29 protein-coding genes and 1 rRNA gene are annotated in these 26,022 nt (G+C 53.7%); 10 read left to right on the forward strand and 20 right to left on the reverse strand.

Features of this window, described 5'->3' with window-relative positions; genetic code table 11:
• Positions 1–22: 22 nt before the first annotated feature.
• From sufD to ELY38_RS13760, 12 genes are all read right to left on the reverse strand, one after another.
• Positions 23–1,366, reverse strand: a complete 1,344-nt coding sequence (gene sufD, locus ELY38_RS13705; RefSeq protein WP_127062828.1) for a Fe-S cluster assembly protein SufD — start codon at positions 1,364–1,366, stop codon at positions 23–25.
• Positions 1,363–2,112, reverse strand: coding sequence for a Fe-S cluster assembly ATPase SufC (sufC, locus tag ELY38_RS13710; protein WP_018917498.1), 750 nt, complete (start codon positions 2,110–2,112; stop codon positions 1,363–1,365). Before sufC ends, sufD begins: the two co-directional genes overlap by 4 nt.
• Positions 2,113–2,191: 79 nt before the next feature.
• On the reverse strand, positions 2,192–3,634 hold the full coding sequence (gene sufB / locus ELY38_RS13715) for a Fe-S cluster assembly protein SufB (protein ID WP_127062829.1): 1,443 nt from the start codon (positions 3,632–3,634) through the stop codon (positions 2,192–2,194).
• 104 nt (positions 3,635–3,738) lie between these two features.
• A complete protein-coding gene (locus tag ELY38_RS13720; protein WP_018917500.1) occupies positions 3,739–4,203 on the reverse strand; it encodes an SUF system Fe-S cluster assembly regulator in 465 nt (154 codons plus the stop codon).
• Between the two features lie 243 nt (positions 4,204–4,446).
• Positions 4,447–4,788 (reverse strand): zinc ribbon domain-containing protein YjdM, encoded by a 342-nt coding sequence (locus ELY38_RS13725; RefSeq protein ID WP_127062830.1) that lies wholly within the window; start codon positions 4,786–4,788, stop codon positions 4,447–4,449.
• 75 nt (positions 4,789–4,863) lie between these two features.
• Positions 4,864–5,340, reverse strand: a complete 477-nt coding sequence (locus ELY38_RS13730; protein WP_127062831.1) for a YbhB/YbcL family Raf kinase inhibitor-like protein — start codon at positions 5,338–5,340, stop codon at positions 4,864–4,866.
• Positions 5,341–5,401: 61 nt separating this feature from the next.
• Complete coding sequence (locus ELY38_RS13735; RefSeq protein WP_127062832.1) at positions 5,402–5,953, reverse strand: hypothetical protein; 552 nt, start codon at positions 5,951–5,953, stop codon at positions 5,402–5,404.
• Positions 5,954–5,976: 23 nt separating this feature from the next.
• Entirely contained in the window at positions 5,977–6,348 is a 372-nt protein-coding gene (locus ELY38_RS13740) for a thiol-disulfide oxidoreductase DCC family protein (RefSeq protein WP_127062833.1), read from the reverse strand.
• Between the two features lie 98 nt (positions 6,349–6,446).
• Positions 6,447–7,748: an arsenic transporter gene (locus tag ELY38_RS13745; protein ID WP_127062834.1), complete on the reverse strand. Its 1,302-nt coding sequence runs from the start codon at positions 7,746–7,748 to the stop codon at positions 6,447–6,449.
• 14 nt (positions 7,749–7,762) lie between these two features.
• The gene (arsH, locus tag ELY38_RS13750) at positions 7,763–8,491 is read right to left on the reverse strand and encodes an arsenical resistance protein ArsH (protein ID WP_127062835.1); all 729 of its coding nucleotides are present in this window, start codon (positions 8,489–8,491) and stop codon (positions 7,763–7,765) included.
• A complete protein-coding gene (gene arsC, locus ELY38_RS13755) occupies positions 8,488–8,901 on the reverse strand; it encodes an arsenate reductase (glutaredoxin) (RefSeq protein ID WP_127062836.1) in 414 nt (137 codons plus the stop codon). Before arsC ends, arsH begins: the two co-directional genes overlap by 4 nt.
• 12 nt (positions 8,902–8,913) lie before the next feature.
• Positions 8,914–9,258 (reverse strand): ArsR/SmtB family transcription factor, encoded by a 345-nt coding sequence (locus tag ELY38_RS13760; protein ID WP_127062837.1) that lies wholly within the window; start codon positions 9,256–9,258, stop codon positions 8,914–8,916.
• Positions 9,259–9,412: 154 nt separating this feature from the next.
• Here ELY38_RS13760 and ELY38_RS13765 point away from each other — a divergent pair, with 154 nt between their 5' ends.
• Positions 9,413–9,883, forward strand: a complete 471-nt coding sequence (locus tag ELY38_RS13765; protein WP_127062838.1) for a flavodoxin family protein — start codon at positions 9,413–9,415, stop codon at positions 9,881–9,883.
• 59 nt (positions 9,884–9,942) lie between these two features.
• On the opposite strand, the gene fadA is transcribed toward ELY38_RS13765, so the two are convergent.
• Positions 9,943–11,121, reverse strand: a complete 1,179-nt coding sequence (gene fadA, locus ELY38_RS13770; RefSeq protein WP_127062839.1) for an acetyl-CoA C-acyltransferase FadA — start codon at positions 11,119–11,121, stop codon at positions 9,943–9,945.
• Positions 11,122–11,145: 24 nt separating this feature from the next.
• Positions 11,146–13,323, reverse strand: coding sequence for a fatty acid oxidation complex subunit alpha FadB (fadB, locus tag ELY38_RS13775; protein ID WP_127062840.1), 2,178 nt, complete (start codon positions 13,321–13,323; stop codon positions 11,146–11,148).
• Between the two features lie 272 nt (positions 13,324–13,595).
• Here fadB and ELY38_RS13780 point away from each other — a divergent pair, with 272 nt between their 5' ends.
• Both ELY38_RS13780 and slyA read left to right on the forward strand, forming a co-directional pair.
• Entirely contained in the window at positions 13,596–14,750 is a 1,155-nt protein-coding gene (locus tag ELY38_RS13780) for a DUF5924 family protein (RefSeq protein WP_127062841.1), read from the forward strand.
• Positions 14,751–14,825: 75 nt separating this feature from the next.
• Entirely contained in the window at positions 14,826–15,278 is a 453-nt protein-coding gene (gene slyA / locus ELY38_RS13785) for a transcriptional regulator SlyA (protein ID WP_127062842.1), read from the forward strand.
• Between the two features lie 20 nt (positions 15,279–15,298).
• On the opposite strand, the gene ELY38_RS13790 is transcribed toward slyA, so the two are convergent.
• Positions 15,299–15,859: a preprotein translocase subunit YajC gene (locus ELY38_RS13790; RefSeq protein WP_127062843.1), complete on the reverse strand. Its 561-nt coding sequence runs from the start codon at positions 15,857–15,859 to the stop codon at positions 15,299–15,301.
• Between the two features lie 146 nt (positions 15,860–16,005).
• On the opposite strand from ELY38_RS13790, the gene ELY38_RS13795 reads away from it, so the two are divergent.
• Positions 16,006–16,458 (forward strand): universal stress protein, encoded by a 453-nt coding sequence (locus ELY38_RS13795; protein WP_127062844.1) that lies wholly within the window; start codon positions 16,006–16,008, stop codon positions 16,456–16,458.
• A gap of 65 nt (positions 16,459–16,523) precedes the next feature.
• Here ELY38_RS13795 and ELY38_RS13800 read toward each other — a convergent pair whose 3' ends face one another.
• The gene (locus ELY38_RS13800; RefSeq protein WP_127062845.1) at positions 16,524–18,443 is read right to left on the reverse strand and encodes an ATP-binding cassette domain-containing protein; all 1,920 of its coding nucleotides are present in this window, start codon (positions 18,441–18,443) and stop codon (positions 16,524–16,526) included.
• 146 nt (positions 18,444–18,589) lie between these two features.
• On the opposite strand from ELY38_RS13800, the gene ELY38_RS13805 reads away from it, so the two are divergent.
• Together ELY38_RS13805 and ELY38_RS13810 are read left to right on the forward strand one after the other, a co-directional pair.
• Complete coding sequence (locus tag ELY38_RS13805) at positions 18,590–19,441, forward strand: TatD family hydrolase (protein WP_127062846.1); 852 nt, start codon at positions 18,590–18,592, stop codon at positions 19,439–19,441.
• 13 nt (positions 19,442–19,454) lie between these two features.
• On the forward strand, positions 19,455–19,934 hold the full coding sequence (locus tag ELY38_RS13810; protein WP_127062847.1) for a hypothetical protein: 480 nt from the start codon (positions 19,455–19,457) through the stop codon (positions 19,932–19,934).
• On the opposite strand, the gene ELY38_RS13815 is transcribed toward ELY38_RS13810, so the two are convergent.
• Positions 19,931–20,539 carry an elongation factor P hydroxylase gene (locus tag ELY38_RS13815; RefSeq protein ID WP_127062848.1) on the reverse strand — a complete coding sequence of 203 codons (609 nt, stop codon included), beginning with the start codon at positions 20,537–20,539 and terminating at the stop codon, positions 19,931–19,933. The genes ELY38_RS13810 and ELY38_RS13815 overlap by 4 nt on opposite strands.
• A gap of 114 nt (positions 20,540–20,653) precedes the next feature.
• Between ELY38_RS13815 and ELY38_RS13820 the strand changes: the two genes are divergently transcribed.
• The 3 genes from ELY38_RS13820 to ELY38_RS13830 all read left to right on the forward strand — a co-directional run bounded on the left by ELY38_RS13820 (position 20,654) and on the right by ELY38_RS13830 (position 23,882).
• Positions 20,654–22,072 carry an MATE family efflux transporter gene (locus tag ELY38_RS13820; RefSeq protein WP_127062849.1) on the forward strand — a complete coding sequence of 473 codons (1,419 nt, stop codon included), beginning with the start codon at positions 20,654–20,656 and terminating at the stop codon, positions 22,070–22,072.
• 3 nt (positions 22,073–22,075) lie between these two features.
• The gene (locus ELY38_RS13825) at positions 22,076–23,074 is read left to right on the forward strand and encodes a DUF3080 family protein (RefSeq protein ID WP_127062850.1); all 999 of its coding nucleotides are present in this window, start codon (positions 22,076–22,078) and stop codon (positions 23,072–23,074) included.
• A 112-nt stretch (positions 23,075–23,186) separates the two neighbouring features.
• Positions 23,187–23,882, forward strand: coding sequence for a hypothetical protein (locus tag ELY38_RS13830; protein ID WP_127062851.1), 696 nt, complete (start codon positions 23,187–23,189; stop codon positions 23,880–23,882).
• A 94-nt stretch (positions 23,883–23,976) separates the two neighbouring features.
• Here the strand turns inward: ELY38_RS13830 and tusA are convergent, their stop codons facing one another.
• On the reverse strand, positions 23,977–24,228 hold the full coding sequence (gene tusA, locus ELY38_RS13835) for a sulfurtransferase TusA (protein ID WP_127062852.1): 252 nt from the start codon (positions 24,226–24,228) through the stop codon (positions 23,977–23,979).
• 29 nt (positions 24,229–24,257) lie between these two features.
• Between tusA and ELY38_RS13840 the strand changes: the two genes are divergently transcribed.
• Complete coding sequence (locus ELY38_RS13840; RefSeq protein ID WP_127062853.1) at positions 24,258–24,545, forward strand: antibiotic biosynthesis monooxygenase family protein; 288 nt, start codon at positions 24,258–24,260, stop codon at positions 24,543–24,545.
• A gap of 4 nt (positions 24,546–24,549) precedes the next feature.
• Here the strand turns inward: ELY38_RS13840 and rlmM are convergent, their stop codons facing one another.
• Together rlmM and rrf are read right to left on the reverse strand one after the other, a co-directional pair.
• Positions 24,550–25,620 carry a 23S rRNA (cytidine(2498)-2'-O)-methyltransferase RlmM gene (gene rlmM, locus ELY38_RS13845; protein ID WP_127062854.1) on the reverse strand — a complete coding sequence of 357 codons (1,071 nt, stop codon included), beginning with the start codon at positions 25,618–25,620 and terminating at the stop codon, positions 24,550–24,552.
• A 255-nt stretch (positions 25,621–25,875) separates the two neighbouring features.
• A 5S ribosomal RNA gene (gene rrf / locus ELY38_RS13850) occupies positions 25,876–25,991 on the reverse strand.
• Positions 25,992–26,022: the final 31 nt, after the last annotated feature.

Consider the following 26,022-nt stretch of genomic DNA (forward strand, 5'->3'; position numbering starts at 1 on the left):
CACTCCTTTACAGACGTTGTGCCTAGTCGTTAAGCGCGACGGCGGTTTCTACCAGCCCCGCCAGATTGAAACGCTCGGGCAGCTTGCCAGCAACCGCCAGCTCTACACGCTCAGCAATGGCATCCAGCGTCACTTTTTCCAGCACTTCACCAGCAAACGCCAGGGTTAACAACCCACGCGCCGTGGCTTCATCAATACCCCGGGTACGCAGCGCGTAGATCGCTTCTTCGTCCAGCTGGCCAGTAGTCGTGCCGTGTGAGCACTTGACGTCATCAGCATAGATCTCAAGCTCGGGCTTGGCATCAATCTGGGCGCGGTCAGACAGCAGTAGGTTCTGGTTGCTCTGGAAACCTTCAATCTTTTGGCTGTCGCGTTTGACGTAGACCTTGCCATTGAAGACTCCATGGGCCCGATCATCCAGAATGCCCTTGTAGTTCTCATTGGAGAACGTTAACGGCGCATAGTGATTAACCTTGGTATGGTTATCCACATGTTGGCGGCCTTGGCCGAAGAACAGACCGTAGAAATGGGTTTCAGCACCCTGGCCGTTCAAGTCGCTAATCAGATCGTTACGCACCAGTGCCCCACCCAGATTCAGGTTGTACGAGGTGTAGCCGGTGTCGCGCCCCTGTTCGACGTGCATGCTGGCAACGTGCATATCATTAAGCGGCGCTTCCTGCAGCTTGTAGTGGTTCAGGATGGCACCGCGGTCGAGCATGAACTCGCCTACCACGTTGGTGAAGTTAGCTGCTTCCAGCTCACCACAGTAGTGCTCAATCAGCGTGGCCTCACTGCGTCCACCAGCCTCGACCAGGATACGCGGGTGGCTCATTACCGGGGCGCTATTGGCCCGTGATAGAAACTGCAGCACGATGGGTTTATCAACCACCGTACCGGGGGCGATGCGCACCACAGCGCCCTCTTCCATAAACGCCGTGTTAAGCGCCGCGAAAGAAGAGAATTCAACACCGGTCAGACGGCCCAGCGGGCCACCTACCGCTTCGTGGTTCTCGCTAAGCGCTTTGGAGAGCGGCAAAACGTGAACGCTTTCGGGTAGCGCATCCACATCAGACAGCGCCGGCGCATAAACGCCATCCACAAACGTCAGGCGGTACGCATCTACCGGCAGCGTTAACGCTGCCGCTTGGGCAGGCGAAAAATCTGCGTTATCGCTCAGTGCGAAGTTGCCTTGAGCGATGCTACGCACGTCGGTGTATTTCCACTCTTCATCGCGGCGAGTCGGGAAACCCAGCGCTTCAAAGCGTGCAGCACCCGCTTGCCGACGCGCTGCAATCCACGTTGGCTCCGCTTCGCGCTGCTGGCTACGCTTTTTCAGCGTGTCCAAAAAGGTTTGCGTATCGCTCATGCCGCAGACTCCTCAATACCTTCGTATCCGTTGGCCTCAAGCTGTTTGGCAAGCTCAGCGTCACCCGTTTTAACGATTCGACCATCCACCAAGACGTGAACCTTGTCCGGTACGATGTAATCAAGCAGACGCTGGTAGTGGGTTACCAGCAGAATTGCCCGCTCTTCAGCACGCAGACTGTTAACGCCGTCGGCCACCACTTTCATGGCATCAATATCAAGCCCTGAGTCGATCTCATCCAGCATGGCGAGCTTGGGCTGAAGCACTAGCATCTGCAGAATCTCGTTACGCTTTTTCTCGCCGCCGGAGAAGCCTTCGTTAACGGCACGCTGCAAGAAGCTGGCATCCATTTTCATAAAGCCCAGTTTCTCTTTAACCAGCTTCATGAACTCAGGCGCTGGCATGTCCTCCAGACCGCGGGCCTTGCGCTGAGCGTTAAGCGCGGATTTCAGCAGATAGATATTCTTGACTCCCGGAATTTCAACCGGGTACTGGAAACCTAACAGCAAGCCTGCCTGGGCACGCTCTTCAATTTCCATTTCCAGCACATCCTTGCCTTCAAAGGTAATGCTACCTTGGGTCACTTCATAGCCATCCTTACCGGCAATTACCGCTGACAGGGTCGATTTACCCGCGCCGTTAGGCCCCATGATGGCGTGCACTTCGCCTGCATTGATGGTCAGGGTAAGGCCCTTGAGAATCTCTTTATCTTCTACGGTGACGTGTAAGTCAGTAACTTGCAGCATAATCTTAAACCTTCTAATTCTGGCGAGTCGCTGGCGCGACGCGTATCAAAGTAATTTGTACGGCAAACCGGCTAAACGATTAGCCTACCGCGCCTTCCAACGTCACGTTCAAGAGCGCTTCCGCTTCTACCGCGAACTCCATTGGCAGCTCTTGGAATACATCCTTACAAAAACCATTCACGATCATGCTGACCGCGTCTTCTTCGGAAATACCTCGGCTACGGCAGTAGAACAGCTGGTCTTCACCAATTTTTGAGGTGGTGGCTTCGTGTTCAATAGTGGCCGTGCTGTTGCCAATTTCCTGGTAAGGGAAAGTATGCGCACCACACTTATCACCAATCAGCAGCGAATCACACTGGGTGAAGTTACGGGCCCCTTTGGCACGAGGGCCAATTTTTACCAGGCCGCGATAGGATTGGTCACTCTTACCTGCCGAAATACCTTTGGCCACAATATAAGAACGTGTGCCTTCACCGATGTGAATCATCTTGGTGCCGGTGTCTGCCTGCTGGCGACCGTTGGTCACGGCGACGGAGTAAAACTCGCCGATGCTGTCCTTACCGCGCAACACGCATGAGGGGTACTTCCAGGTAATCGCCGAGCCGGTTTCCACCTGGGTCCAGCTAATGCGCGAGCGCGCACCGCGACATTCGCCACGCTTGGTCACAAAGTTATAGATGCCGCCCTTTCCGTCTTCATCACCGGGATACCAGTTCTGCACCGTGGAGTACTTGATGTACGCATCGTCTAACGCAACGAGCTCAACAACTGCCGCGTGAAGCTGGTTCTCATCGCGCATCGGCGCCGTACAACCTTCCAGGTAAGAGACCTGAGCGCGGCTTTCGCAGATAATTAGCGTGCGCTCAAACTGACCGGTATTGGCGGCGTTGATACGGAAGTAAGTGGATAGCTCCATCGGACAGGTAACGCCCTCTGGTACAAACACAAACGAGCCGTCAGTAAACACCGCCGAGTTAAGCGCGGCAAAATAGTTATCCGCCACCGGCACTACGGTGCCTAGGTACTGCTTGATCAGCTCAGGATAATCGCGAATCGCTTCGGAAATGGAGCAGAAGATAACCCCAGCTTCAGACAACTCTTTCTTGAACGTAGTGGTGACGGATACCGAGTCAAACACGGCATCAACGGCCACACCGGCAAGCGCTGCACGCTCATGCAGCGGAATACCCAACTTTTCATAGGTTTCCAGAAGCTTGGGGTCAACTTCATCCAGGCTTTGCGGGCCATCTTCCGGGCGCTTGGGGGCGCTGAAATAGGAAATGGCCTGGTAATCAATCGGCGGGTAATCCAGATGCGCCCAGGAGGGCTCTTTCATGTTCAGCCACTGCCGGTAAGCGTCAAGACGCCACTCAAGCATCCACTCTGGCTCGCCTTTTTTCTTGGAAATAAAGGCAATAGTGTCTTCATCCAGACCAGGAGGAAGAGTGTCGCTTTCGATATCGGTTACAAAGCCATCTTTGTATTCGCGACGAACCAACTGTTCCATTTCTTCGGTTGCCATGGTGTTACCCTCCGGGCAGTTGGTGGCGAGTATTACTCGCCGTCAATAAGGATAAGTTGCCTTCTCGTTTCGGGTCTGCGTATCCAAGGTCTAGATATTGAAAACTATGCAGACACTGCCGACAGGCTGATACTTTGAATCGGTAATTGCACGGGCAATTTGAGAGGCGTCGACGCCGCCAGATGGGCCAGGGTCACGCTTTCAAGCAGCGTGCGAATCGCAAGCGACACCCGCTGCCAGTTATCCGCCACCCCGCACGTGGCCGCTAACTCACACTCGCCCTGCGCCTGACTGCACTCGGTCATCGCCACCGGCCCTTCGATAGCCGAAATAATATCGGCTGCCGTAATCTGGGAGGCGGGCCTGGCGAGACGATAACCACCCTGAGCACCACGCTGGGATGCCAAAAGCCCTGCCCTGACCAGCATTTTAAGCGTCTTGCTAACCGTGGGGTGCGGCAACTGCACGGCTTCAGCGAGATCAGCCGCAGCGTGCGAAGCCTGCGGATGACGGGCAATCTGCGCCATTACCACAGCGGCATAATCTGTCAGCCGAGAAAGCTTTAGCATGTCGACTCCCATTGATTAGTCAATCATCAAGCTGGCGTGCGTATTAATTGGGTACCATTTTAGTCCTGTATAAATTTGATGTGAAGCCCTAACGCAAAATCATTGGCAAATTAGCTTAATTCTTGGCACGTTCGACGCAAATGACATCAAAAACGCCAATCATTATCATTTAAAAATTCAATTAGCCTATCGCAATAAAAAAAGCCTATCCGTTTTGGGATAGGCTCTATAGCCAGAAAGCCGTCACGCCTTCTTAACAAACTCTGATTTGAGCTTCATGGGGCCAATGCCGTCGATCTTGCAATCGATATCATGATCGCCATCGACAAGACGAATATTCTTTACTTTGGTACCTACTTTCACCACCAGGGAACTGCCTTTGACTTTAAGGTCCTTGATGACCGTGACACTGTCGCCATCAAACAGCGGATTGCCATTAGCATCACGTACGCCTGGGGTGTCATCGGTAGCGTCGGCATTGGTTGTCTTCGACCACTCATGGCCGCATTCCGGGCACACGTATTGAAGGCCGTCATCATACGTAAAGGCTGAGGCGCAGGCAGGACAATTGGGCAGTTCGTTCATGGACGGCTCCATCGCTGGCAGTGAGAAAGCGATGGAGCCTACACGCATTGAGCAAAATGCTCCAGCGTCGGGGTGTCAGTCTCGCTGGTACGTACCTACCAGACGGTCAACTCCCAAAAGGTGCGGCTCTACTTCTTTCAACAGTTCGGCGACGCTTAACCCTTCGGGCAATGCCGTTTGGTGATCCAGCGCCAGCACCAGAAAATAGTACAGGTGCTTGCCGTGTCCTTGTGGGGGCATGGGACCGCCATAACCGGGCTTATCAAAGTCATTACGGCCGGATGTGCCGACAGGCGTGTTCTCATCCAGCCCGGTGATATCGCCAGGCAGATTGTAAAGCGTCCAATGGATAAACCCATAGCTACCGTCTTTAACCAACGGTGCATCGGGATCATGACAGATAACCGCAAAGCCTTTGGTACCTTCAGGCACGTTGTGCCAAGCAAGCGGAGGGGAAACATCGTCGCCCTCGCCCGTATAGCGAGCAGGAATCGCTTCGTGCTGTGCAAAAGCCGGGCTGGTAACTTGCATGGATGATAGTGCGAATGCCATGTATCTCTCCTCGGATTAGCCAATCACTCGTTCTACAGAGTGGTATGAAACAGCCAAGGCATCAACGTTGATTCAGATAGCCCGCATTTTGCTGCCACCACAGCTGGGCGATCTGCACATTTTCGGCGTTGCCTGAGGGCTCAAGAACGGTAGGCAACTCTACGTAGTTACCCCCTGTTCTTGCCATCAACTGCGGGTCTTGGGTGGCCAGCTGGAGCGCATAGAGCACCAGCATTTGCTCGTACTCATCCGAGGTATTAAGTTGAGAAAATAACAAAGGGACCGCTGGAAGGCCGATCTCCCCTAACCGTTCAGCGGCGATATACCAGATACGCGGATTATCTCGATCGCCATAGGTGGAAACAAAGCGGCGATCCGCCAGCCGGCTTACATAATAGGAAGCTTCCTCTTCCGGGCTTACAAATAGCGGCGGCTTCCAGTCAGTGGCAGTCCCCGCAACAGGATAGCTGACTGGCGCGGCGGCAGGGACTGATTGAGAACTTGGCACCTCAACCGTACTGGATGTGGCTGGCGAAGCGGCGTGCTGATTTCCCGCACATCCGGCTAAAACCAAGCTCCCCAATAATACGATATACAACACTTTCTGCTGCATCTCATGCTCCCTATGTACTTTTTTCAAGACCAGCGGCCCTGCTGTTTTAAGCGTCGTTTTACCCAGCTGTCATAAAAGGCCCGAAGCCCCGGTTTGATAAGTGGCAGGCCAATTAACCAGGCAAGGGGACGTAAGAGTAAAACACGCGCCATCAGAACGCGGTAGGCGTCGATTCCTTCGATGATTTGCCCATCAGCCTGCTCAATATGCAGCGATTTTAAGGCCGCTTCAGGCGCTATTCCCTTGGCGCGTAATACATCCTGATACTCCCCGACATCGCACCAGCGAATATCGTGCGCGTGCTCTCCTGCCCAACGCTCATAGCGCCGTCTGTCTTTGCGGCAGCTGGGGCAAACCGCATCATAATACACATTAATGAAATCGTACTTGGGCATATAGGCTCAGGGTAGTTTTTACCGATTAAGTGTGGCACTACCACTGCACGACGCAAACCATAATGCCCATTCCTCAATCCAGTGGCGGCTAAGGTGACCTACAGCATTGGCAGCCAGAAAGCCAAGGCGACCAAGGTCGCTAGCAGCACCGGCGGTGTGATTAGTAAGCCAATTTTCATGTATTGGCCCCAGCCAATTTTATATCCTTTCCCCGCCAGCACATGCAACCAGAGCAGTGTGGCAAGGCTGCCAATCGGCGTGAACTTGGGTCCCAGATCATTACCAATGACATTGGCGTAGATCATCAACTCTTGGGTTACAGCAGGCACCTGCGCCTGATCGATAGCTAGCGCACCGACCAGCGTCGAGGGCATATTGTTCATTACAGAGGCCACGATCGCCGAAAGAAAACCGGTGCCCAGGGTGGCGATCAAGTCCCCCTGTTGTGCCAGCCACTCAAGTATCAGAGCGCCGTAATTCGTCAGCCCCGCATTACCCAGACCATACACAACAAGATACATACCGATCGAGAACAGCACTATCTGCCAAGGCGCGCCGCGCAGTGCGCTTGTCACAGAGACAGTGGCACCGCGTCCTTGTTGCCACCAGCGCCCAGCGATGGCCATCAAGAGAACCGCCGCGGCTCCTGTTACAAAGGCAATTGGGATACCCAACGGCGCCGTCACAAAATAAGCGACAAGTAGTATCGTCAACAAAGGAAAAGCCGTACGAAATACCAATAGGTCCTTAACGGCTGAGCGCGGAGGGTCAAGGCTCTCGACGCTATAGTGCTTAGGAATTCGACGACCAAACAACATCCACAGCACGCCCAGCGTTGCCGCCAGGGAAACCAGATTGACCGGCACCATGACCGCCGCATAGCGATCAAAACTGATATCAAAGTAATTGGCACTGACGATATTAACGAGATTCGAGATCACCAGTGGCAGACTTGTGGTATCGGCAACAAACCCAGTCGCGATAATGAAGGCCAATGCCGCCGGTGGCTCAAAGTTCAGACGTAGAAGAATGGCAATTACAATCGGGGTCAGCAGTAATGCCGCGCCATCGTTAGCAAAGAACGCTGCAATCACCGCACCTAGTACCACGACCAGAGGGAAAAGCAGATGCCCTCGCCCATTACCCCAACGCGCCACGTGTAGCGCCGCCCAAGCGAAGAACCCCGCTTCGTCTAAAATCAGCGAAATGATAATCAGGGCAACGAACGTAAAGGTGGCATCCCAGACGATATCCCACACCACGACAATATCAGCTACATGCACCACGCCCACGAGCAGTGCTACTAAAGCGCCGCCCAGCGCGCTCCAACCGATACCTAAACCTTTAGGTTGCCAGATCACCAGAACCAGGGTGACGACAAAAATGGCCAGTGCCAACATGAAATGACCTTTCGTCAGTGAGTGTTTTGGTTAACGCGGCGAGAGAGCTCTTCAGCACTCTCAACACGTTCTGAGTAGCGATCGGTAAGGTAGGCGGACCTGTCTCGCGTCAGCCAGGTGAATTTCACAAGTTCCTCACACACATCGACGATACGCATATAAAGCGGTGAGGGCTTCATACGCCCGGCATCGTCAAACTCAGTGAACGCTTTGGGTACAGAAGATTGGTTAGGGATGGTGATCATGCGCATCCAGCGTCCGAGGATTCTCATCTGGTTGACCGCATTAAAGCTCTGGCTGCCGCCAGAAACTTCCATTATCGCCAGCGTTTTACCCTGAGTAGGACGAACACCGCCCAGCGATAGAGGTATCCAGTCGATTTGCATTTTCATGATGCCCGTCATCGCACCATGTCGCTCGGGGCTGACCCAGAGCATGCCCTCGGACCATTGGGCAAGCTCGCGCAGTTCTTGTACTTTCGGGTGATCAGTATCCGCATCATCTGGTAGCGGTAAGCCCGACGGGTTAAAGGTACGTACTTCACAGCCGTACCAGCGCAGCAATCTCATCGCTTCTTCGGACGCCAAGCGTGAAAAAGAGCGTTCGCGCAGAGAGCCGTAAAGCACCAGAATTTTGGGTGGTCGACGCGACGCGTCAGGCCCTGTCAACGCATCTACGTCAATAGGCTGGAGCTTTTGTGGGTCAATGTTGGGCAGGTCGTCGAAACTGGCAGGTCCGCTCATTGGTGACCTCCATCAAAGTGCACAATGTCACCATCTTCTTTGGTAAACGTCGTTACCGGCTGGGCCAATAACGCGAGTACAAGCTCTGAAGGCCGGCACAGGCGTGCTCCTTTATCTGTTACCACAATCGGGCGATTGATGAGGATTGGATGCGTGATCATGGCGTCGATCAATTGATCATCACTTAGCGCCGGATCGTCGAGATTGAGTTCTTCAAAAGGTGTACCCTTACGACGCAGCAGTTCTCGTGGGGTAATCGCCATCATCGAGATCAGCTCGACTAGCCGTTCGCGACTGGGCGGTGTTTTGAGATACTCGATCACTTCGGGCGTCTCGCCTGAAGCTTCGAGCATTGCTAGCGTATTACGGGAGGTGCCACACGCGGGATTATGGTAAATCGTCGTTTTCATAGCCTTTTGCTCCTAACCTTCATCGATGGAACATTCATTGAATGCCGTCAAAAACGGCTCGCACACCTCTGGATGGCCCGCACAACAATCACGGGCCAGGAAGTTCAGCGTTTTCTGCATGTGGCCCAGATTGGCGCGGTAGATAATTGAACGGCCCTGCCTGCGTGATACGATCCACCCCGCCCGCGATAGCACCGAAAGATGAGCCGACATCGTGTTATGTGGCACCGCTAGCTGGCGCGCAACTTCACCCGCAGGAAGGCCTTCGGGTTCATGGCGTACGAGCAGTCGAAACGCTTCAAGGCGCGTCTCTTGAGACAGCGCGGCAAAACTTTCAGTAACGTTTTTAATCTCCATATGTCCAGAATAATGGACATATTTATATATAACAATTTTTTTCTGCGCGTTATTGAAAAGGCTAAATTAAAGCCTGCTCAACGCCCACTTCTTAACGCTACTCGCTGCGTATTAAGCAGTAACGTCATCAATGGCTCATTGGCTGGAGACCGTCATGGCTGAAAGTAAGAAACTACTGATCATTGCTCACGCGCCTTCCGAGAATACCCAAAAGATGTTAGAGGCCGTCATTAATGGCGCATCTAATCCCGACGTGAAAAACGTGGAAGTACGTTCACTTACCCCACTTGAAACACAGCCCAACGACATTAATTCTGCTAACGCCATTATTCTGGGCACGACTGAAAACCTGGGCTACATGGCGGGTTTGATGAAAGATGTGTTTGATCGATGCTACTACCCGTGTCAGGAGAAGACCGAGGGCTTACCGTTCGCGTTTTACGTTCGGGCCGGCCATGACGGCACAGGTACCCGGCGTGCAATTGAGAGTATTACCATGGGGTTGCGCTGGCGGTTGGTGCAAGACCCCCTTATTTGCCGGGGAGACTTTCAAGCAGCGTTTATTGATCGATGCGAGGAGCTGGGATTGGCGATGGCGGCCAGCCTGGAAGCTGGCATTATCTGAGCGAATTATTTGCAAAAAAAACGGCGCCCTAAGGCGCCGTTTTTCGTTTAGAGACGTATTTACTTCAAACGCTCAAACACGGTCGCGACCCCCTGCCCCATGCCGATACACATGGTGGCTAGACCCAGCGTGGTATCGCGCTGCTGCATGACATTTAATAGCGTGGTACAAATACGCGAACCTGAACAGCCCAACGGGTGACCTAGCGCAATCGCTCCACCATGCAGGTTGACCTTTTCATCCATGGCATCCAGGAATCCCAGGTCTTTCAGTACCGGCAGACTTTGCGCTGCAAAGGCTTCATTGAGTTCTACGGTTTGAATATCATCAGACGAAAGGCCCGCAGCTTTCAGCGCCTTTTTAGAGGCAGGTACCGGACCATAACCCATAATAGATGCATCACAACCTGCTACACCGGTGGAAAGCACTTTAGCGATAGGCTCAAGCCCCAACGCCTGAGCACGCTCGTAGCTCATTACCGCCATGGCCGAAGCACCCACTGAAAGCGCCGACGACGTACCCGCCGAGACGGTACCACTACGTGGGTCAAAAACTGGCTTAAGCTGGGCCATGGACTCAAGGCTTGCATCGGACCGGATCACTTCGTCGTTTTTGACCAGCACTTTAAATCCACGTTGATCGTGGCCTTCAATACCGATAATTTCGTTATCGAAGTAACCTTTCTCCATGGCTGCCTGAGCACGCTGGTGGGATCGCACGCCAAACTTGTCCTGATCTTCCCGCGTGATGCCGTGCATTTTACCCAGCAGTTCAGCGGTCAGGCCCATCATCATGGACGCTTTAGCGGCGTATTTACTGATGGCAGGGTTCACATCAACTCCATGGGCCATGGGTACGTGTTCCATGTGCTCAACACCACCGATCACGTAGAAATCGCCCATCCCTGCCTTGATATTGGCGGCCGCGATATGCAGCGCGGTCATTGATGAACCACACAGGCGGTTAACCGTTTGTGCAGGCACCGAGCGGGGGATCCCGGTCATGATCGCCGCGTTGCGGGCAATATTCATGGCCTGTTCCAGGGTCTGGTTAACACAGCCCCAGATCACGTCATCTACTTCTGCGGGATCCAGATTAGGGTTACGGGTGAACAGCGCCTGCATGACCGCAGCGGACAAGTTTTCTGCACGCACGTTGCGAAATGCGCCGTTCTTGGCCTTTGCCATGGCGGTACGTACACCATCGACCACCACGATATCTCGGGAATTCAAACTCATCGTATTGCTCCTGTTCGCGGTGATTTAGGCCTGGGCAGAGGCGGTATAGAACTGTTCGTTATTTTGAGCCATCTGGCGCAGCTTCTCGGTGGGCGCGTAAAGCGGGCCAAGCTCTTCTGCCAGGCTATCCGCCAGCTTGACGAATTCGGCAACGCCCATGGCATCAATGTAGCGCAGCGCGCCTCCACGGAAGGGTGGGAAGCCAATACCGTAAATCAGCGCCATATCGGCTTCGGCAGGTGTGTCCACGATGTTATCTTCCAGGCAGCGTACCGTTTCAAGACACAGCGGCACCATCATGCGGGCAATGATGTCTTCGTCAGAAAACTCTTTTTGCTCCTTGGCCACTTCCTTGATCAGTGCATAGGCCTGATCATCGCTGACCTTCTTAGGCTTACCCTTTTTATCCTCTTCGTAAGCGTAGAAGCCCTTGTCATTCTTCTGCCCCAGGCGGTCGTTTTCATACATCACCTGAATGGCGGTTTTGCCGTCACGCGCCATGCGGTTCGGGAAGCCTTCCGCCATTACGTCGTTAGCGTGAACCGCGGTGTCCATGCCGACCACATCCAACAGGTAAGCAGGCCCCATCGGCCAGCCAAATTTCTCCATCACTTTATCAACGCGCTGGAAGTCAGCGCCCTGTTCAACCAGGAAACTAAAGCCGCCAAAATAGGGGAACAGTACACGGTTGACTAAAAACCCTGGGCAGTCGTTGACGACGATCGGTGTTTTACCCATGGCCCGCGCATAGGCGACCGTGGCGGCGACTGCTGCGTCAGAGGTTTTTTCACCGCGAATAACTTCAACGAGCGGCATACGGTGTACGGGGTTAAAAAAGTGCATGCCACAGAAATTTTCAGGGCGCTTGAGGTTTTGGGCTAGACGATTGATCGAGATAGTCGAGGTGTTTGAAGTCAAGATGGTATTTTCGCTCACCGCGCCTTCTACTTCCGTCAGCACGGCGTCTTTCACCTTGGGATTTTCCACTACAGCTTCGACCACTAGATCCACGCTGCCGAAATCACCATAAGAGAGCGTAGGGCGGATGTTGGTCAGTTTTTCAGCCATTTGCTCGTTGGTAAGCTTTTTGCGCTCGACCTGTTTGGCAAACAATTTGCGGGCTTCTTTCAAGCCCAGCTCAATGGCCTCATCCTTAATGTCTTTCATCAGGATGGGAGTACCTTTGGAGGCGCTTTGGTAGGCGATACCGCCGCCCATGATACCTGCCCCCAGCACTGCCGTTTGCTTGACCGGCTGGGCCTGTTTTTCGTACTTGCTGGCTTTTTTCTTGACGACCTGATCGTTCATGAACAGGCCGACCAGGTTAAAGGCTACGCTGCTTAACGCAAGCTTGGCGAACGCTTTCGCTTCGATAGCCTGGGCGCGGCCACGCTCTTCACCTGCGCCTTTTTGAATAACCTTGATGGCTTCGATCGGCGCGGGATAGTGCGGCCCGGCCTTACCGGCGACATATCCTTTTGCCGTTTCAAACGCCATCATCTGCTCGATCGCGTTGAGCTTAAGCGGGCCTTTTTTCTCTGCACGGCGCGCCTGGTAATCAAGCTCTCCGTTATTGGCGCGATCCAGAATATCCAGCGTCGCCTCATCAAGCTGTTCGGCGCTAACAACAGCATCCACGGCGCCGACCTTCAGGGCCGCATCTGCACGGTTTTCAGTACCACCGGCAATCCACTCAACCGCATTGTCAGCGCCGATTAACCGCGGCAAGCGCACGCAGCCGCCCCAACCCGGCAGAATGCCCAGCTTGGTTTCTGGCAGGCCAATTTTGGCCTTTTCGCTCATTACGCGAAAATCGGTGGTCAGCAGCACTTCGCACCCGCCACCCAGCGCCAGGCCGTTAATGGCCGAGACAGTCGGGAAAGGAAGATCTTCGATTGCATTGAAAATATCGTGTACCTTGAGGTTCATCTCTTCCAGGTACGCTTCGCCTTTTGTGAACAGGCTGTGAAATTCGGTGATATCAGCGCCAACGATAAAGGCGTCTTTGCCACTGCCAATGACCAGGCCTTGCAGATCATTTTCTGCCTGGAGAGCGCCGACCGCCTCTCCTAGCTCAGTGACAACAGCGCTGGACAGCTTATTGACAGACTCACCCTTTAAATCAAAAGTGAGCCGTGCGATGTGATGGCCACCCAGGGTGTCACGACGCTCCACCGTGATGGCGTTGCCTTGATAGATCATCCGTGCTCTCTCCACAAGTTTGGACTGGCGCCCCTGTCATCAGACCTTAAGCAGGCTCGCCGACATTTCATACGGTCGTTTGATAACGTAAGCTTGGTTGAGTTGTTGAACAACGTCAACCCCTGACTTTTGGCTAATCCTTACACGCCCATGGCTACCCCAATACGCCTAACCCCCTTTGATTAAGCATCCTTTAGGACGATTGCCTCACGGCCGTCGACATTTATAAAAAACCCTAGGATCATGTCTTTTTTATTCACGAGTAGTAATTTATGGGTGCACTGCTGACACCTTCGCGCGTCAAGGCTATTCAACAGTTTGTCGAACGCTGGGTTGAACGACTCAAGCCTTGGAGCTGGCTTTGGCCCCCCATGGCGTTTGCCGCCGGAGTGGGCAGCTTTTTTCTGGTGGATCGTCAGCAGTGGCTAGGTGCAGCATTGGCGCTGGGGCTTCTGTTTACCTGGGTTTTGTTACTCTCTGAGAGTTTAATAGGCCGCTGGTTAGCACAGCGCGGCCACCCCACTCTTTCGAGAGGCATCACAACCTTCATTGCCCAGATGATTCACCAGGAGACGCTTTTTTTTACCCTGCCCTTTATTTTGATTACCACGGTGTGGAACAGTGGCCAAACCCTGTTTGCCGTGTGCGTCATTGGCATGGCTCTGTTATCCATTATTGACCCGCTCTATTACAAGGTAGCAGGAAGGTGGCGCAGCCTCTATTTCGCCTTCCATGCGCTGTGTGTGTTTTTAGTGGTTCTGGTGACGCTGCCCATCATGCTGCACCTGACCACCGGGCAAAGCCTGTTTCTGGCCATGGCAACAATGGTGCTCGTGGCAACGCCCAGCTTCTGGCACTTGCTGAAACGCCGCTCGTTAAAGCGCTGGTGTCTCTTTTTAGGCTTAACCTTGATGCTGGCCTATGCAGCCTGGCTAGGCCGCATCTGGGTGCCACCGGCAAGCCTATGGATGACGAGTACTGCACTTTCACCTTCGCTTAATATTCAACAGCGAGAGCCACAAGGGGCCATTGCGCTAACCCCGCAAGCCATTCGCGAAAACGGCCTTTATGTGTATACCGCGATTCGCGCCCCGCGTGGGTTGAGTGAAACCATCTACCATGCATGGCGGCATAATGGGCAGCCGATGGATACCATCAAGCTGGACATCAGTGGTGGGCGTGAGCAGGGTTACCGGGCTTGGAGTCATAAGCTTAACTTCCCTGATGACCCTACCGGGGATTGGCACGTGGATATTATGACCGATAGCGGCCAACGTCTGGGGCTTATTCGCTTTACGGTATCGGAAGACCCGCAAAAAGCCACAATAGCCGATAGCACCATTCGCCCCAGCGGGCTAAGCGGGATCGATTTACGTCGTTTTGTGCCGGATGGCCGTAACAGCACTGATGAACAAGAGCGCGACTAATGCGCCCTATGTCTTGCAATCAACGCCATAGCTAATGACAATTCACGTACTTCCCCTTTTAGCAGCGAGTTGCCCATGGCTTCATCGATTGGTTTTCGTTTAGCACGCCTGCCGCATTTGTGGCGCTCAATTCTGGACCGAAGACTGGCCCCACTGGGGCTTACTCAAACCCGCTGGGTTACGCTTTATCACATCTGGCGTCTGGGCGAAGGTCATCCGCAGTGCGACCTGGCCCGAGTGATTGGTGTAGAAGCGCCTTCGCTTGTGCGCACGCTCGGCCAGCTTGAAGAACAGGGCTTGGTTGAGCGTCGCGCCTGCGATAACGACCGCCGCAGCAAGCGTATTTACCTGACGCCTGCGGCCATGCCGCTTCTGGAAGAAATTGATAACGTTGCCCAAGAAGCACGTGCCGAGATGTTTGCAGGACTCAGTCCTGAAAATATTGAGCAGTTGGACGAATGGCTATCCTTGATTGAATCCAATGGGCTTGCCATTCAAGCCCGGGACCAGGAAACGCCGGTTGAATAACCGGCTGGCTTGAGAACGATTTAACGCTCATCTGCCTGATTGGGTGGCAAGAGGTCACCTTTCATCGAGCTAATCGATGTTTTGATCGATTGATCAGCTAACCCACCCAGCGTGCTACGCAGTTGATTGAAAGCTGCTGCGTAGACGCTGAAGCGCTCAGCCGTTTGCGACTCCCACCACCATAACGTCAACCCGGTTGGTGTTGACTCTACCACCAGCGCATCCTGAGGCAGTCGCTCCAAAAGCTCCTGCAGGATTTTTGCAGCTGACTCGGGCAGTGGCCTAAGCGGTGCAATGCGCCAGCGCCAGCCGGCACAGTAGGTTTCTAACGCACTGCTTGCATAGCTATCACGCACTAACAGGAAATCTGGGCCTGGCGCTTCTTGGGGATAATGCCACCGGTAGGCCGGCATGGTGCCCTTGAAATGATGCAGCGGAGGCTTTTCAAGCTTCACGTTTGCACCTTCACTGGCAGCTCTGGCGCGCAAAGCCCCTTGACGCTTCTGGCGTGGGCTGGGCTTGAGCCACATGACCGGCGCCACGACGAACATCAAGACAAAGCCGATAATTAACCATTCCATTGCTAGTTCAACCTCACTTAAGCCACACTAAATGGGTAATACGTAAAACCATGACGTAGATCGTTGTGAAGACAAGATACGCCACCTAAAGTAATAATTATTAAACAAGAAGTTTCTCTTGTTACTCACTGCTTAGGAGACATGTCATGAGCTACCACCATATTCTGGTCGCCGTAGACCTCACCAAAGACTCACACAAGGTTCTAGAACGCGCGATTGCCATTGCCGAGCGCAATAACGGCGCCAAGATTTCCATCATGCATACCCTTGAGCCGCTGGGGTTCGCTTACGGCGGTGATATTCCGATGGACCTTACCAGCATCCAAGACCAACTGGATGATCATGCCAAGTCGCGTTTGGCCGAAATTGCAGCGCCGCATATCCCTCTTGCAGACCAGCACGTTGTGGTCGGCATGCCCGATACTGAAATTCATCGCTTTGCCAGTGAGCATAACGTTGATTTAATCGTGGTGGGCTCGCATGGCCGCCATGGGTTCGCCCTGCTTTTGGGCTCTACTTCCACCGGTGTATTACATGGCGCCCAGTGCGACGTGCTAGCAGTTCGGGTAGGTAATAAAGGCGAAAAAAGCGTCGAGTAACCATCAAACGCCTCTCTAGTCTCTACAAACAAGGCGCCATCAGGCGCCTTGTTTTCATCTAGCGGTTAGTCGCCAGCGGCCATAGCTTCAAGTTCCATCCAGCGTTCCATGGTGGCTTCCAGCGTTTGTTGAATACCCTCCAATACCTGCAACCTGGCCGTTACTGTGGAGGCATCTTGCTGATAAAAAGCCGGATCACCAATTTCCTGCTCAAGTGCCTCCACTTCGCTTTCCAGACGCTCAATCTCACCGGGCAATGCATCCAGCTCGCGCTGCAATTTATAAGACAGCTTGGCCGTCTTTTTAACTGGCATGGCAGCCGGTGTTTCGGCTACCTGCTTGGGCGCCTGCGAAGTGGGTTCGGTTTTCTGCCTTGCCGCCCCTTCCCAAGGTGCAGGAGGGAGCGTACCCCCTTGACGAATCCAGTCGGTATAGCCGCCCACATATTCCCGCACTCGCCCTTCACCTTCAAAGGCCAACATGCTGGTGACCACGTTATCCATAAAGGTTCGGTCGTGAGAAACCAACAGCAGCGTGCCGTCAAAGTCGAGCAACAGCTCTTCAAGCAGCTCCAGGGTTTCCATATCCAGATCGTTGGTGGGCTCATCGAGCACCAACACGTTGGCAGGCTGGGTAAACAGTTTGGCCAACAGTAGGCGATTGGATTCTCCACCCGAGAGCGCTTTTACCGGCTGACGCACACGTTCAGGGGTAAACAGGAAGTCTTGCAGGTAGCTCATCACATGGCGGTCCTTGCCGCCAACGCTTACCCGATCACTGCCCTGGGCCACGTTGTCATAAACGGTTTTTTCCAGCTCAAGCCCGGCACGCAGCTGGTCAAAATAGGCCACTTTAAGGTTGGTCCCCAGCTGTACGCTACCTTCGGTAGGCTCAAGTTCGCCAAGCAGAATTTTGAGTAACGTTGTCTTGCCCGCCCCGTTGCGGCCCAGGAAGCCAATACGATCACCACGCATTACTTCAAGGTTTATGTTGCGCAGGATCACGTCGTTGCCAAACCTCTGGGTAACGCCTTTGAGCTCAACAACCCGCTTGCCGGTGCGCTCACCGCGATCCACCGTCAGGTTAGCCGTGCCCTGGCGCTCGCGACGCTGGCTGCGCTCATTGCGCATGGCTTCAAGCGCACGAACGCGGCCCTCATTACGGGTACGCCGCGCCTTGACGCCTTGGCGAATCCAGGCCTCTTCCTGAGCAAGCTTTTTGTCGAACTCGGCGTTCTCCCGCGCTTCGACTTCCAGCTCATGCTGCTTGCGGGCCTGATACTCTTCGTACTTGCCGGGATAGCGACCCAGCTGACCGCGATCCAGCTCTAGGATATTAGTCGCCAACTTGGATAGAAATGCCCGGTCGTGGGTAATCAGCAGCACCGCGCCGTTAAACGCCAGCAGCTGCTCTTCAAGCCAGGCAATCGTGTCTAAGTCCAGGTGGTTGGTCGGCTCATCCAGCAGTAACAAATCGGGCTCAGAGACCAACGCACGGGCCAGCGCCACACGACGGCGCCAACCACCGGAGAGCGAACTCATTTCAGCGGCGGGCGGCAAGCCCAGGCGGGTAAGCACCGTGTCGATACGCTGATGGAACGACCAGCCATCAATGGCTTCCAGGCGCGTTTGCAGGGTCGCCATGCGATCCATATCAGGATCGGGATCATTGATAAGATGATCGTACTCGGAGAGCAGCTCGCCCGCTTCCGGCAGCCCCTGGGCTACCATATCGAAAATGGTCATGCCTGATGACTCAGGCAGTTCCTGCGCCAGTACACCTATTTTCAGGCCTGGCGCACGCCAGATAGAGCCGTCATCGGGCAGAATGTCACCAGCTACCAGTTTCAGCAGGGTGGACTTGCCGGTGCCGTTGCGCCCGACCAGCGCCAGCCGCTCGCCTTTTTCAACTGTCAGGTCGGCGCGATTGAGCAGTACATGGGTGCCGTAGGCGAGTTGCAGCTGTTCGAGTCGTAACAGGGTCACGCGGTGTCCTCCTTAATCGTGAGGCGCACAGTGTAACGCATGCGCCCACTACGCGCGTGTTCCTTTCACATCCACACCGCTTGTTAGTAGCTGCTTGCGCTTGGCGGTACAATAGCGTTTTGCCATTCCGATAAAGGGGGTGTTGTTTGGCTTCATCAACTGCTGATAACGTTTTACCTAAAGCGCTTCAGTTTCATTCGGCCTCGCCGCTGGTGGACATTGGCGCCAACCTGACTCACGAGAGCTTTGACCGTGACCTAGAGGATGTTATTGCTCGCGCCCAGGCGGCAAAAGTGAATACCCTTATTGTCACGGGTACTGACCTTGCCCATGCCGAACAGGCCGTTGAGTTGGCCAAGCAGTACCCTAGCGTGTATGCCACAGCGGGCGTTCACCCCCATGACGCCAGCGGCTGGAGTGTAGAGTTAGCGCACAAAATGAAGGCTCTGCATGCGTTACCCCAGGTCGTTGCCGTGGGCGAATGCGGGCTGGATTTCAACCGCAACTTTTCCACGCCAGCCGAGCAAGAGCATGCGTTTGAAGCTCAGCTGGCGCTGGCCGTGGAAAGCGGCCTACCGCTTTTTTTACACGAGCGCGATGCAGGCGTGCGAATGCGTGAAATACTTACCGCCTGGCGTGATGACATTCGTGACGCGGTCATCCACTGCTTTACCGCTGACCGCGATACGCTGCACGGCTATCTTGATCTGGATATGCATATTGGCCTGACCGGGTGGATTTGCGACGAGCGCCGTGGCCACCACTTGCGTCCACTGGTTAACGATATTCCGCTGGAGCGGTTGATGGTGGAAACTGACTGTCCTTACCTGCTGCCACGCAACCTGCCAGCTAAGCTAAAGGGACGCCGCCATGAGCCAGCGCTTCTGCCGTGGATCGTAAAAGAAATTGCCCAGTGGCGCGGCATCAGCGAAGCTAAACTAGGCAGCGCCACGACACGAACAGCGCAGCGTTTTTTCCGTCTGCCCACCGAATCTTGAAAGGAGTACGAGCGTGGCCGATTATCCAGGATTTATTGCCATTGAAACGGGCGAGGACGATGGCCTTCCTCTTGCCATTGCTTGGTCACTGCCCGATGGGCGCGTTAAGGAAACCTTGATCCAGCCGGACGATAGCTGGATCAAGGAAGATACCAATGCCATGGGTGCATACAGTATTGAGGAGCTTGAGAGCTTGGGCGTTAGCCCGCTTGAAGTGATTCGCGAGCTGGAAAACGACTATTTCTCCGCCACCCTGTACACCAGCGATAATGGTGAGGACGAGGCGGCGCTGGCGCGTCTGTTTGATACCTACGGGTTGGACCCCTTCGTAGAGCTGGCCCCGGCGTCGGTACTCTACCCTTCTATCACCCCTAGTGAATGGCACCGCCAACGGCGTGAGACTTTCAGCGAACTGGGCCTGGAACCCATGCGCCCAGAGCATGAGCTTGAAGTCATGCTCTCCTTGCACCAACGTTTGACCGATACGGATTAAACATTAACGGCCGCAGACGCTTGCTCCAAAACTGCCCGGCCTTGGGCGATCGCATCGGCTAGTGGCTCTTTTCGCTGATAAAACGACGTCAACGCTACGTAAAGGGCGTTGGCGCGCGTGGGCAGCCCTTCCTGCAGATAGCGCTGCTTGCGGGCTTCTACCTTTTCAGCAAATGCTTCACGATTCACTTCAACATCGCCACCCAGGTTATCCACGCTCACATGAAAGATACGCCCACACGCGCCGGCAAATAGTGATTCCAACGCCTGCGGGGCAATTTCTGCTTGCTCAAAAGCACTCTGTTCCTCGGCATTGCGACCATCGGGAAGATACCAGTAACCATAATCTTCCAGTTGGCGCCGCCGGGCACCAGCAATGCACCAGTGGCTGATTTCATGCAGCGCACTGGCATAAAAGCCGCGGGCAAAGATGATCTGATGATAAGGGGTTTCTGCGCTGGCAGGTCGGTAAAGCGGCTCATTACCACCGCGCACCAACCGGGTTTGGTAATGCGGCGCAAACACACCATCAAAAAGCGCAATGATATCCTCAAGCGACCAGCGGTCATGTGCGTAGGTCACAATATCCTCGTTATTTAAGCTCATTTTGCCTAGTATAGCGGCCCAGCCCAAGCAGGCTGAAGTGTAACCGGTAAAATCCAGCGAGCACTGTTAATCTATTGGCATTTATTAATCATTTTACTCATGGAGAGCCTTTCCTTGGCCGGCTTTGCGAACGACATCAAGACCACTTATTGGCCCGAAACCCGCGCTTTAATTTTACTGGCGCTGCCTATTTGTGGGGCGCAACTCGCTCAAGCGGGCATGAGCGTTGTCGATGTCATGATGACAGGACGCTACAACGCCACTTCATTAGCGGCGGTATCCGTTGGCGCCAGTTTATGGATGCCCTTGATGCTGTTTATAACCGGCACGTTAATGGGCCTTACCCCCATCGTTGCTCACCTTCTTGGGGGCAAGCGCCATGGCGCCATTCGCCCGGCCGTACATCAGGGGCTATGGGTTGCCTTAGTGCTCGGCATCATCGCAGCGATACTGCTTAGAACCAGCGTCATGCCCATCTTTGAATGGATGGAAGTGCCCGCCCAGGTTGCTCAGGAATCCGTCGCTTATCTTTCAGCTGTAGCTTTTGGCATGCCGGGCATCGCCCTCTTTCAGGCACTGCGTGCGTTTTCCGATGGCATGAATCACACGCGGCCGTCGCTCTGGATCAGCCTGATCGGTTTGGCTGTTAACATCCCGGCTAACTATCTGCTTATCTATGGCGGTGACGGCCTAGTGAACCTGTTTGGCGGCGGCGTTCCTGAGAGTTTACTGCAATTGCCTGCCCTAGGAGCATTCGGCTGCGGTATCGCAACCGCTATTTCTATGTGGACAATGACCCTCGCCATGATGTTCTACACTCGCAGGGGCCGTGCCTACCAAGGTGTGTCGTTATGGGAGCGGTTAACGCCGCCTCAGCTTTCGGGTATTAAAGAGCTTATAGTAGTGGGCATGCCGATTGGCGTAGCGATTTTTGTTGAGGTCACCCTTTTCACCTTAATCGCCCTGTTTATCGCAAGCTTAGGAGAGGTAACCGTAGGTGCTCACCAAATCGCGTTAAGCTATACCTCTATTCTGTTTATGCTGCCACTTTCATTAAGCATGGCGCTAACGGTACGCGTAGGTAATACCCTGGGTCAGCACCGTTTATCGCTGGCTCGGCAAGTCGCCTGGAATGGCATCGTGGTGAGCATACTCATTGCGGCTTTTAACAGTCTCTTTTTGTGGCTAACCGCCAAGCCAGTGATTGCTCTCTATACCTCGAACGCTGAGATACAGGCGCTGACCCTTTCAATTATTGCTCTGGCAGTTATCTTCCAGCTGTCTGATTCGCTTCAGGTAAACCTGGCCGGCGCGCTACGAGGCTATAAGGATACCCGTATCGTAATGGTTATTACCGTACTTTCCTACTGGATCGTGGGCCTGGGCGGCGGCCACTGGCTGGGCACTCATGGCATCAACGGTATGTCTGAACCACTGGGGGTTCACGGGTACTGGATCGGCCTGATTGCTGGGTTAAGCACTGCAACGCTTCTACTCGGCTGGCGTTTAAAATGGATTAGCCGACAGGAGTAACAAATGCCTTACGCAATGAGGGTGCTGGGTTTACTTACGCTCAGTACAAGCTTGCTGTTAGCTGGCTGCCGGAGAAATAACGCCGAACAGCCCTGGATTACGTATCACCAACAGCTGGCAGAAGACTTCTCCTCATCGCCAATTGAACGCGCCGACATCGACAATATCGGCGCGTTCCCGGAGCAGCGTGAAAGACTTATCCCTGTGGCAGAGACACGCGATGGCATGCTCAACATCTATGCGCTGCGCGAATGTCAGATCACCTCCCTAGTTGCCGCGCGCAATAATCAACTGGGCCGCGTTGCCCCACCCAGTCAGCACTGGCTTTATGAACGCGAGCTGTGGCAGCGTTTGGATGCCTGTTGGAATAGCGACATTCCGGATACCCTAAGCCCTGAAAACCGCGAGCGCCTTGAGCAGCTGACGCAGCTTAAAACTGGGCAGCTGCCTGCCGTTAGCTGGAACGCTATTTTTGATTCCGAGGAGTGGGTCAAAAGCTTTTCTCGAGCAAGCCACGCTCAGGATATTCGTCACGCTCCTGATACGGGCCAGCCGCTTGCCGCTGTAAATTATTTACAGCAGATGGTAGATAACCAGTTCAGCCAAACATGGCAACAGGACTCTTCCCGCCTGGAAAATCATCTTAAAAATTTACACAAACGCCCGCTAACCGCTGAGATCCTGCGCACCTTACAGTTGGCTACCCAACGTCTGAATGAAGCCAGCGATTACCTGGCCGCCCATGAGTCTGCAGCTGAAACTTGCCTATCTGCCTGGAATATCAGCCAGCTTGATGACTTCGAACATAGCGCACGGGAGTGGCTAACGGCCATAAACGGGCTAATTACAAGCCAACCTGTCGAGCCACCCGAAGCAGTTCGCATTTATCAAGCGCACTGGCTTTCACTTGATAGTAAACAGGCCCCCTGGCAGCAATTTCTTGAAGCTAAGGCAACTCATGAAGCACTGAGGAAAGAGCACCCAGCGTGTGCAGGCAATTAAAAATTCGCTAACCTCTTAACCTTACGGGCAACCTGTGCTATTGGTGAACTATGCAGCAGGCATTATTCACTATTTGCCAATGTCATGACCACGCAGCACAAGGAGGGACATCATGGGCACATCCCAGTCACCCCGCTCTGCCCAGGTCATCGACCTGGATGCCATGCGTCAGCGTCAGCAGGCGCAAAAACACTTGATTCGTTTAGCCCCCGAGCTAGACGGATTGGAAATGGTGTACCGGCTCGCTGCGAGCCCCGATATTTATTACGGTATGCCTATTCTGGCCTGGGGGTTACGAGAAGACGGTAATATTGTTGGGCTGGTACCGTGGATGGAAACCCTGACCGCCTGTCATGATGTAAATAGCCAGGATAATGGCTATTTTATTGGCTATCGCGACCCGGAAACGGAAGAAATTTTCGACACGCCGCCTGATCATAAATACTATGAGCTAACCGCCGCCGCCGATTACTTCGAGTACGAAGCGTGTGGCGAAGTAACACTTATTCAGCAACTTCCCGATACACTGGGTACACACGCACTCTGCATGAACCATCCCAACGCCCCCTGGAAAATGAAACCGGTATACGGGTGGCGTCTATACAGCGATGGCTCGATTGATGCCCTGCTAGCTGATGAGGAAAAAGCCACTATGTCGCCAATCCTACTTGGTGACAAATGTCTTTATAGCGCTCGCGCCTTTCACAAAAGCATATATTTCTTTCAGCGCCACATCGCCAACCGTATTCTGGAAGAAGATCCTGCCACCCTGGAGGCGCTCGCCATGATGGTGGTCCCCAGCGAATGAGTTACTAGCTCATGCAGGCTTGGCTTACCTGGATGAAACCTGCGTGAGGCTATGCTCTATTAGTCGACTCTGGCCACACGCAGACTCCACAACATTATGCTAAGCGTATAAAGTAAACGTAACTGTTGGCTGACTCGCTCTGCTGAACAAGCTCATGACCTAGGAATTGGCAAAATTTAGGCACATCGCGGGTAGTTGCAGGATCTGTTGCGATGACTTTGAGAACCTGACCAGAGCGCATATCACGTACTTTGTTATGCATCAGCATGATGGGCTCAGGGCAATACAGTCCACTCGTGTCCAGCAGAGTATCGTGGTGAGGTAAGGCATCAGTAGTGTCAGCCATTCATATTCTCGATTTAGGAAAAAGATAGCATGATTAAAGTTATCATCGAACGACGTATTATGCCTGGCCTTGAAGATGAGTATGAACTTGCCGCACGCGAAGCGATGCGTATTTCTTTAGGCATCAGAGGCTTCATTGGTGGCGAAACTCTCGTACGGCTCGGGCATACCGATCGTCGCTTGATGATTACCAAATGGCGCGACTTACGCGCCTGGAAAGAGTGGCACGCCAGTGAGGCACGTGCCACTGCTATGCAACGCATCTCACCATTATTAACAGAAGACGAAACCATCCACATCTACGAAGCAGGCTACTAATCTTTTAGTGTGCCAATCTAACGTGTACGGTCACTTCTTCCCGGTCATGATAAAGATGCCGGCAAGTTATTTTGGCGCGCACGCCAGCATTTTCAAGCGTATCTTCCAGGCTCGTTAAGCATCGAGTTACTTCATCCCAACGTTTTTTCATGGGCAGCTTCAGGTTAAAAATAGCTTCCCGGCACCATTTACGGGTTAACCAGCGCTCTACCATCGCCAAAACCCGAATAGGCTTGTCAACGATATCGCACACTAGCCAATCCAGCCGTTGTGGTGGCTCCCAAGTAAATCCATCTTCCTTCAGATGATCAATCTGGCCGGTCAACATCAGCTGTTTGTCCATCGGCCCATTATCGATGGCGTATACATACATGCCACGCTGTACCAGCTGCCATGTCCAGCCGCCAGGTGCCGCTCCCAGATCTGCCGCCTGCATATGGGCACTCAGACGCTCATCCCACTCTTCACGAGGAATAAACTCATGCCATGCTTCTTCCAGCTTAAGAGTCGAACGGCTCGGCGCACGCGAGGGAAAGCGCAACCGGCGAATCCCGTTCAGTAATTCACTACGGTTACCAGGGAAGCTCATCCCTAGTTGAACACGATCACCATCTGTCCAGAAGATATGCAACCGCCGCGCACCGGCCTTGCCCCGTAGCGCGCCACGTTTTTTCAACATGCTTTGCAGCGGTTTGGTAAGTGCTTTAATCAGTCCGGTCAATGCTTTGCCATCATTGGTGTCGGGCATCTCATGCCAGATTTCTTCAAAGCTCCAACGGCTTGCCTTTATTTGCTCAAGAATCGCAGTAAGACGATCATCTCTCGACAGGATAAGCGCAGGCAAGGCAGCGAGACTTTGACGAGCAAAAATCAGCTTATTGAACGCCGCTTGGCGATGTAGGTCATTAACGGGTTCATCGTCTCTTCGCGTAAGGCTTACCCACCCTTCCCCATAAGCGGGTTCGCAGGGCACATCGTGGCGCTTGGCATGATGCTGCATTTCTGCCAGCGCATCATTCTCAAAGCCCGGACGGCAGTAGACTAGCCACGATGTAGGTACCGTTTCACTCACCATTTCACCTCATTTGCACCCAACACATTAAGCGAAAGTCGCCTAATGTACTCATTGGGGGCGCATCATAGCATTTATCCAGCGCTATTTAGTTTGTTTCGTCCAAACAAAAAACCAAACACGTTTACTCGCAGTTAGTGCCTGCCGAAGGCCAACGCTCTTTAGGAGTCTCGCCTGAGCCCCCTTCTTTTCTTAATCACTTTCCACACACAGCAAAAAGCCCCGAACACATTGTGCTCGGGGCTTTTCATAATAAGTGCCTGACGATGACCTACTCTCGCATGGGGAGACCCCACACTACCATCGGCGCTAAGCGGTTTCACTACTGAGTTCGGCAAGGGATCAGGTGGTTCACGCTCGCTATGGTCGTCAGGCGTAACGGGCAATGTACATCATGCTGACGTG

The sequence above is a fragment of the Vreelandella nanhaiensis genome (assembly GCF_003990185.1).
Classification (GTDB): domain Bacteria; phylum Pseudomonadota; class Gammaproteobacteria; order Pseudomonadales; family Halomonadaceae; genus Vreelandella; species Vreelandella nanhaiensis.

Bases quoted from the DNA above. Each gene is read 5' to 3' on its own strand.
- ELY38_RS13760 (WP_127062837.1), bottom strand. From the start codon at position 9,258: ATGGAGATTAAAAACGTTACTGAAAGTTTTGCCGCGCTGTCTCAAGAG.
- sufD (WP_127062828.1), bottom strand. From the start codon at position 1,366: ATGAGCGATACGCAAACCTTTTTGGACACGCTGAAAAAGCGTAGCCAG.
- fadB (WP_127062840.1), bottom strand. From the start codon at position 13,323: ATGATCTATCAAGGCAACGCCATCACGGTGGAGCGTCGTGACACCCTG.
- ELY38_RS13765 (WP_127062838.1), top strand. From the start codon at position 9,413: ATGGCTGAAAGTAAGAAACTACTGATCATTGCTCACGCGCCTTCCGAG.
- ELY38_RS13725 (WP_127062830.1), bottom strand. From the start codon at position 4,788: ATGAACGAACTGCCCAATTGTCCTGCCTGCGCCTCAGCCTTTACGTAT.
- ELY38_RS13790 (WP_127062843.1), bottom strand. From the start codon at position 15,859: ATGGAATGGTTAATTATCGGCTTTGTCTTGATGTTCGTCGTGGCGCCG.
- tusA (WP_127062852.1), bottom strand. From the start codon at position 24,228: ATGGCTGACACTACTGATGCCTTACCTCACCACGATACTCTGCTGGAC.
- arsC (WP_127062836.1), bottom strand. From the start codon at position 8,901: ATGAAAACGACGATTTACCATAATCCCGCGTGTGGCACCTCCCGTAAT.
- arsH (WP_127062835.1), bottom strand. From the start codon at position 8,491: ATGAGCGGACCTGCCAGTTTCGACGACCTGCCCAACATTGACCCACAA.
- ELY38_RS13720 (WP_018917500.1), bottom strand. From the start codon at position 4,203: ATGCTAAAGCTTTCTCGGCTGACAGATTATGCCGCTGTGGTAATGGCG.
- sufC (WP_018917498.1), bottom strand. From the start codon at position 2,112: ATGCTGCAAGTTACTGACTTACACGTCACCGTAGAAGATAAAGAGATT.
- ELY38_RS13735 (WP_127062832.1), bottom strand. From the start codon at position 5,953: ATGCAGCAGAAAGTGTTGTATATCGTATTATTGGGGAGCTTGGTTTTA.
- ELY38_RS13830 (WP_127062851.1), top strand. From the start codon at position 23,187: ATGGGCACATCCCAGTCACCCCGCTCTGCCCAGGTCATCGACCTGGAT.
- ELY38_RS13825 (WP_127062850.1), top strand. From the start codon at position 22,076: ATGCCTTACGCAATGAGGGTGCTGGGTTTACTTACGCTCAGTACAAGC.
- ELY38_RS13795 (WP_127062844.1), top strand. From the start codon at position 16,006: ATGAGCTACCACCATATTCTGGTCGCCGTAGACCTCACCAAAGACTCA.
- ELY38_RS13815 (WP_127062848.1), bottom strand. From the start codon at position 20,539: ATGAGCTTAAATAACGAGGATATTGTGACCTACGCACATGACCGCTGG.
- ELY38_RS13740 (WP_127062833.1), bottom strand. From the start codon at position 6,348: ATGCCCAAGTACGATTTCATTAATGTGTATTATGATGCGGTTTGCCCC.
- fadA (WP_127062839.1), bottom strand. From the start codon at position 11,121: ATGAGTTTGAATTCCCGAGATATCGTGGTGGTCGATGGTGTACGTACC.
- sufB (WP_127062829.1), bottom strand. From the start codon at position 3,634: ATGGCAACCGAAGAAATGGAACAGTTGGTTCGTCGCGAATACAAAGAT.
- ELY38_RS13730 (WP_127062831.1), bottom strand. From the start codon at position 5,340: ATGGCATTCGCACTATCATCCATGCAAGTTACCAGCCCGGCTTTTGCA.
- ELY38_RS13745 (WP_127062834.1), bottom strand. From the start codon at position 7,748: ATGTTGGCACTGGCCATTTTTGTCGTCACCCTGGTTCTGGTGATCTGG.
- ELY38_RS13840 (WP_127062853.1), top strand. From the start codon at position 24,258: ATGATTAAAGTTATCATCGAACGACGTATTATGCCTGGCCTTGAAGAT.
- slyA (WP_127062842.1), top strand. From the start codon at position 14,826: ATGGCTTCATCGATTGGTTTTCGTTTAGCACGCCTGCCGCATTTGTGG.
- ELY38_RS13780 (WP_127062841.1), top strand. From the start codon at position 13,596: ATGGGTGCACTGCTGACACCTTCGCGCGTCAAGGCTATTCAACAGTTT.
- rlmM (WP_127062854.1), bottom strand. From the start codon at position 25,620: ATGGTGAGTGAAACGGTACCTACATCGTGGCTAGTCTACTGCCGTCCG.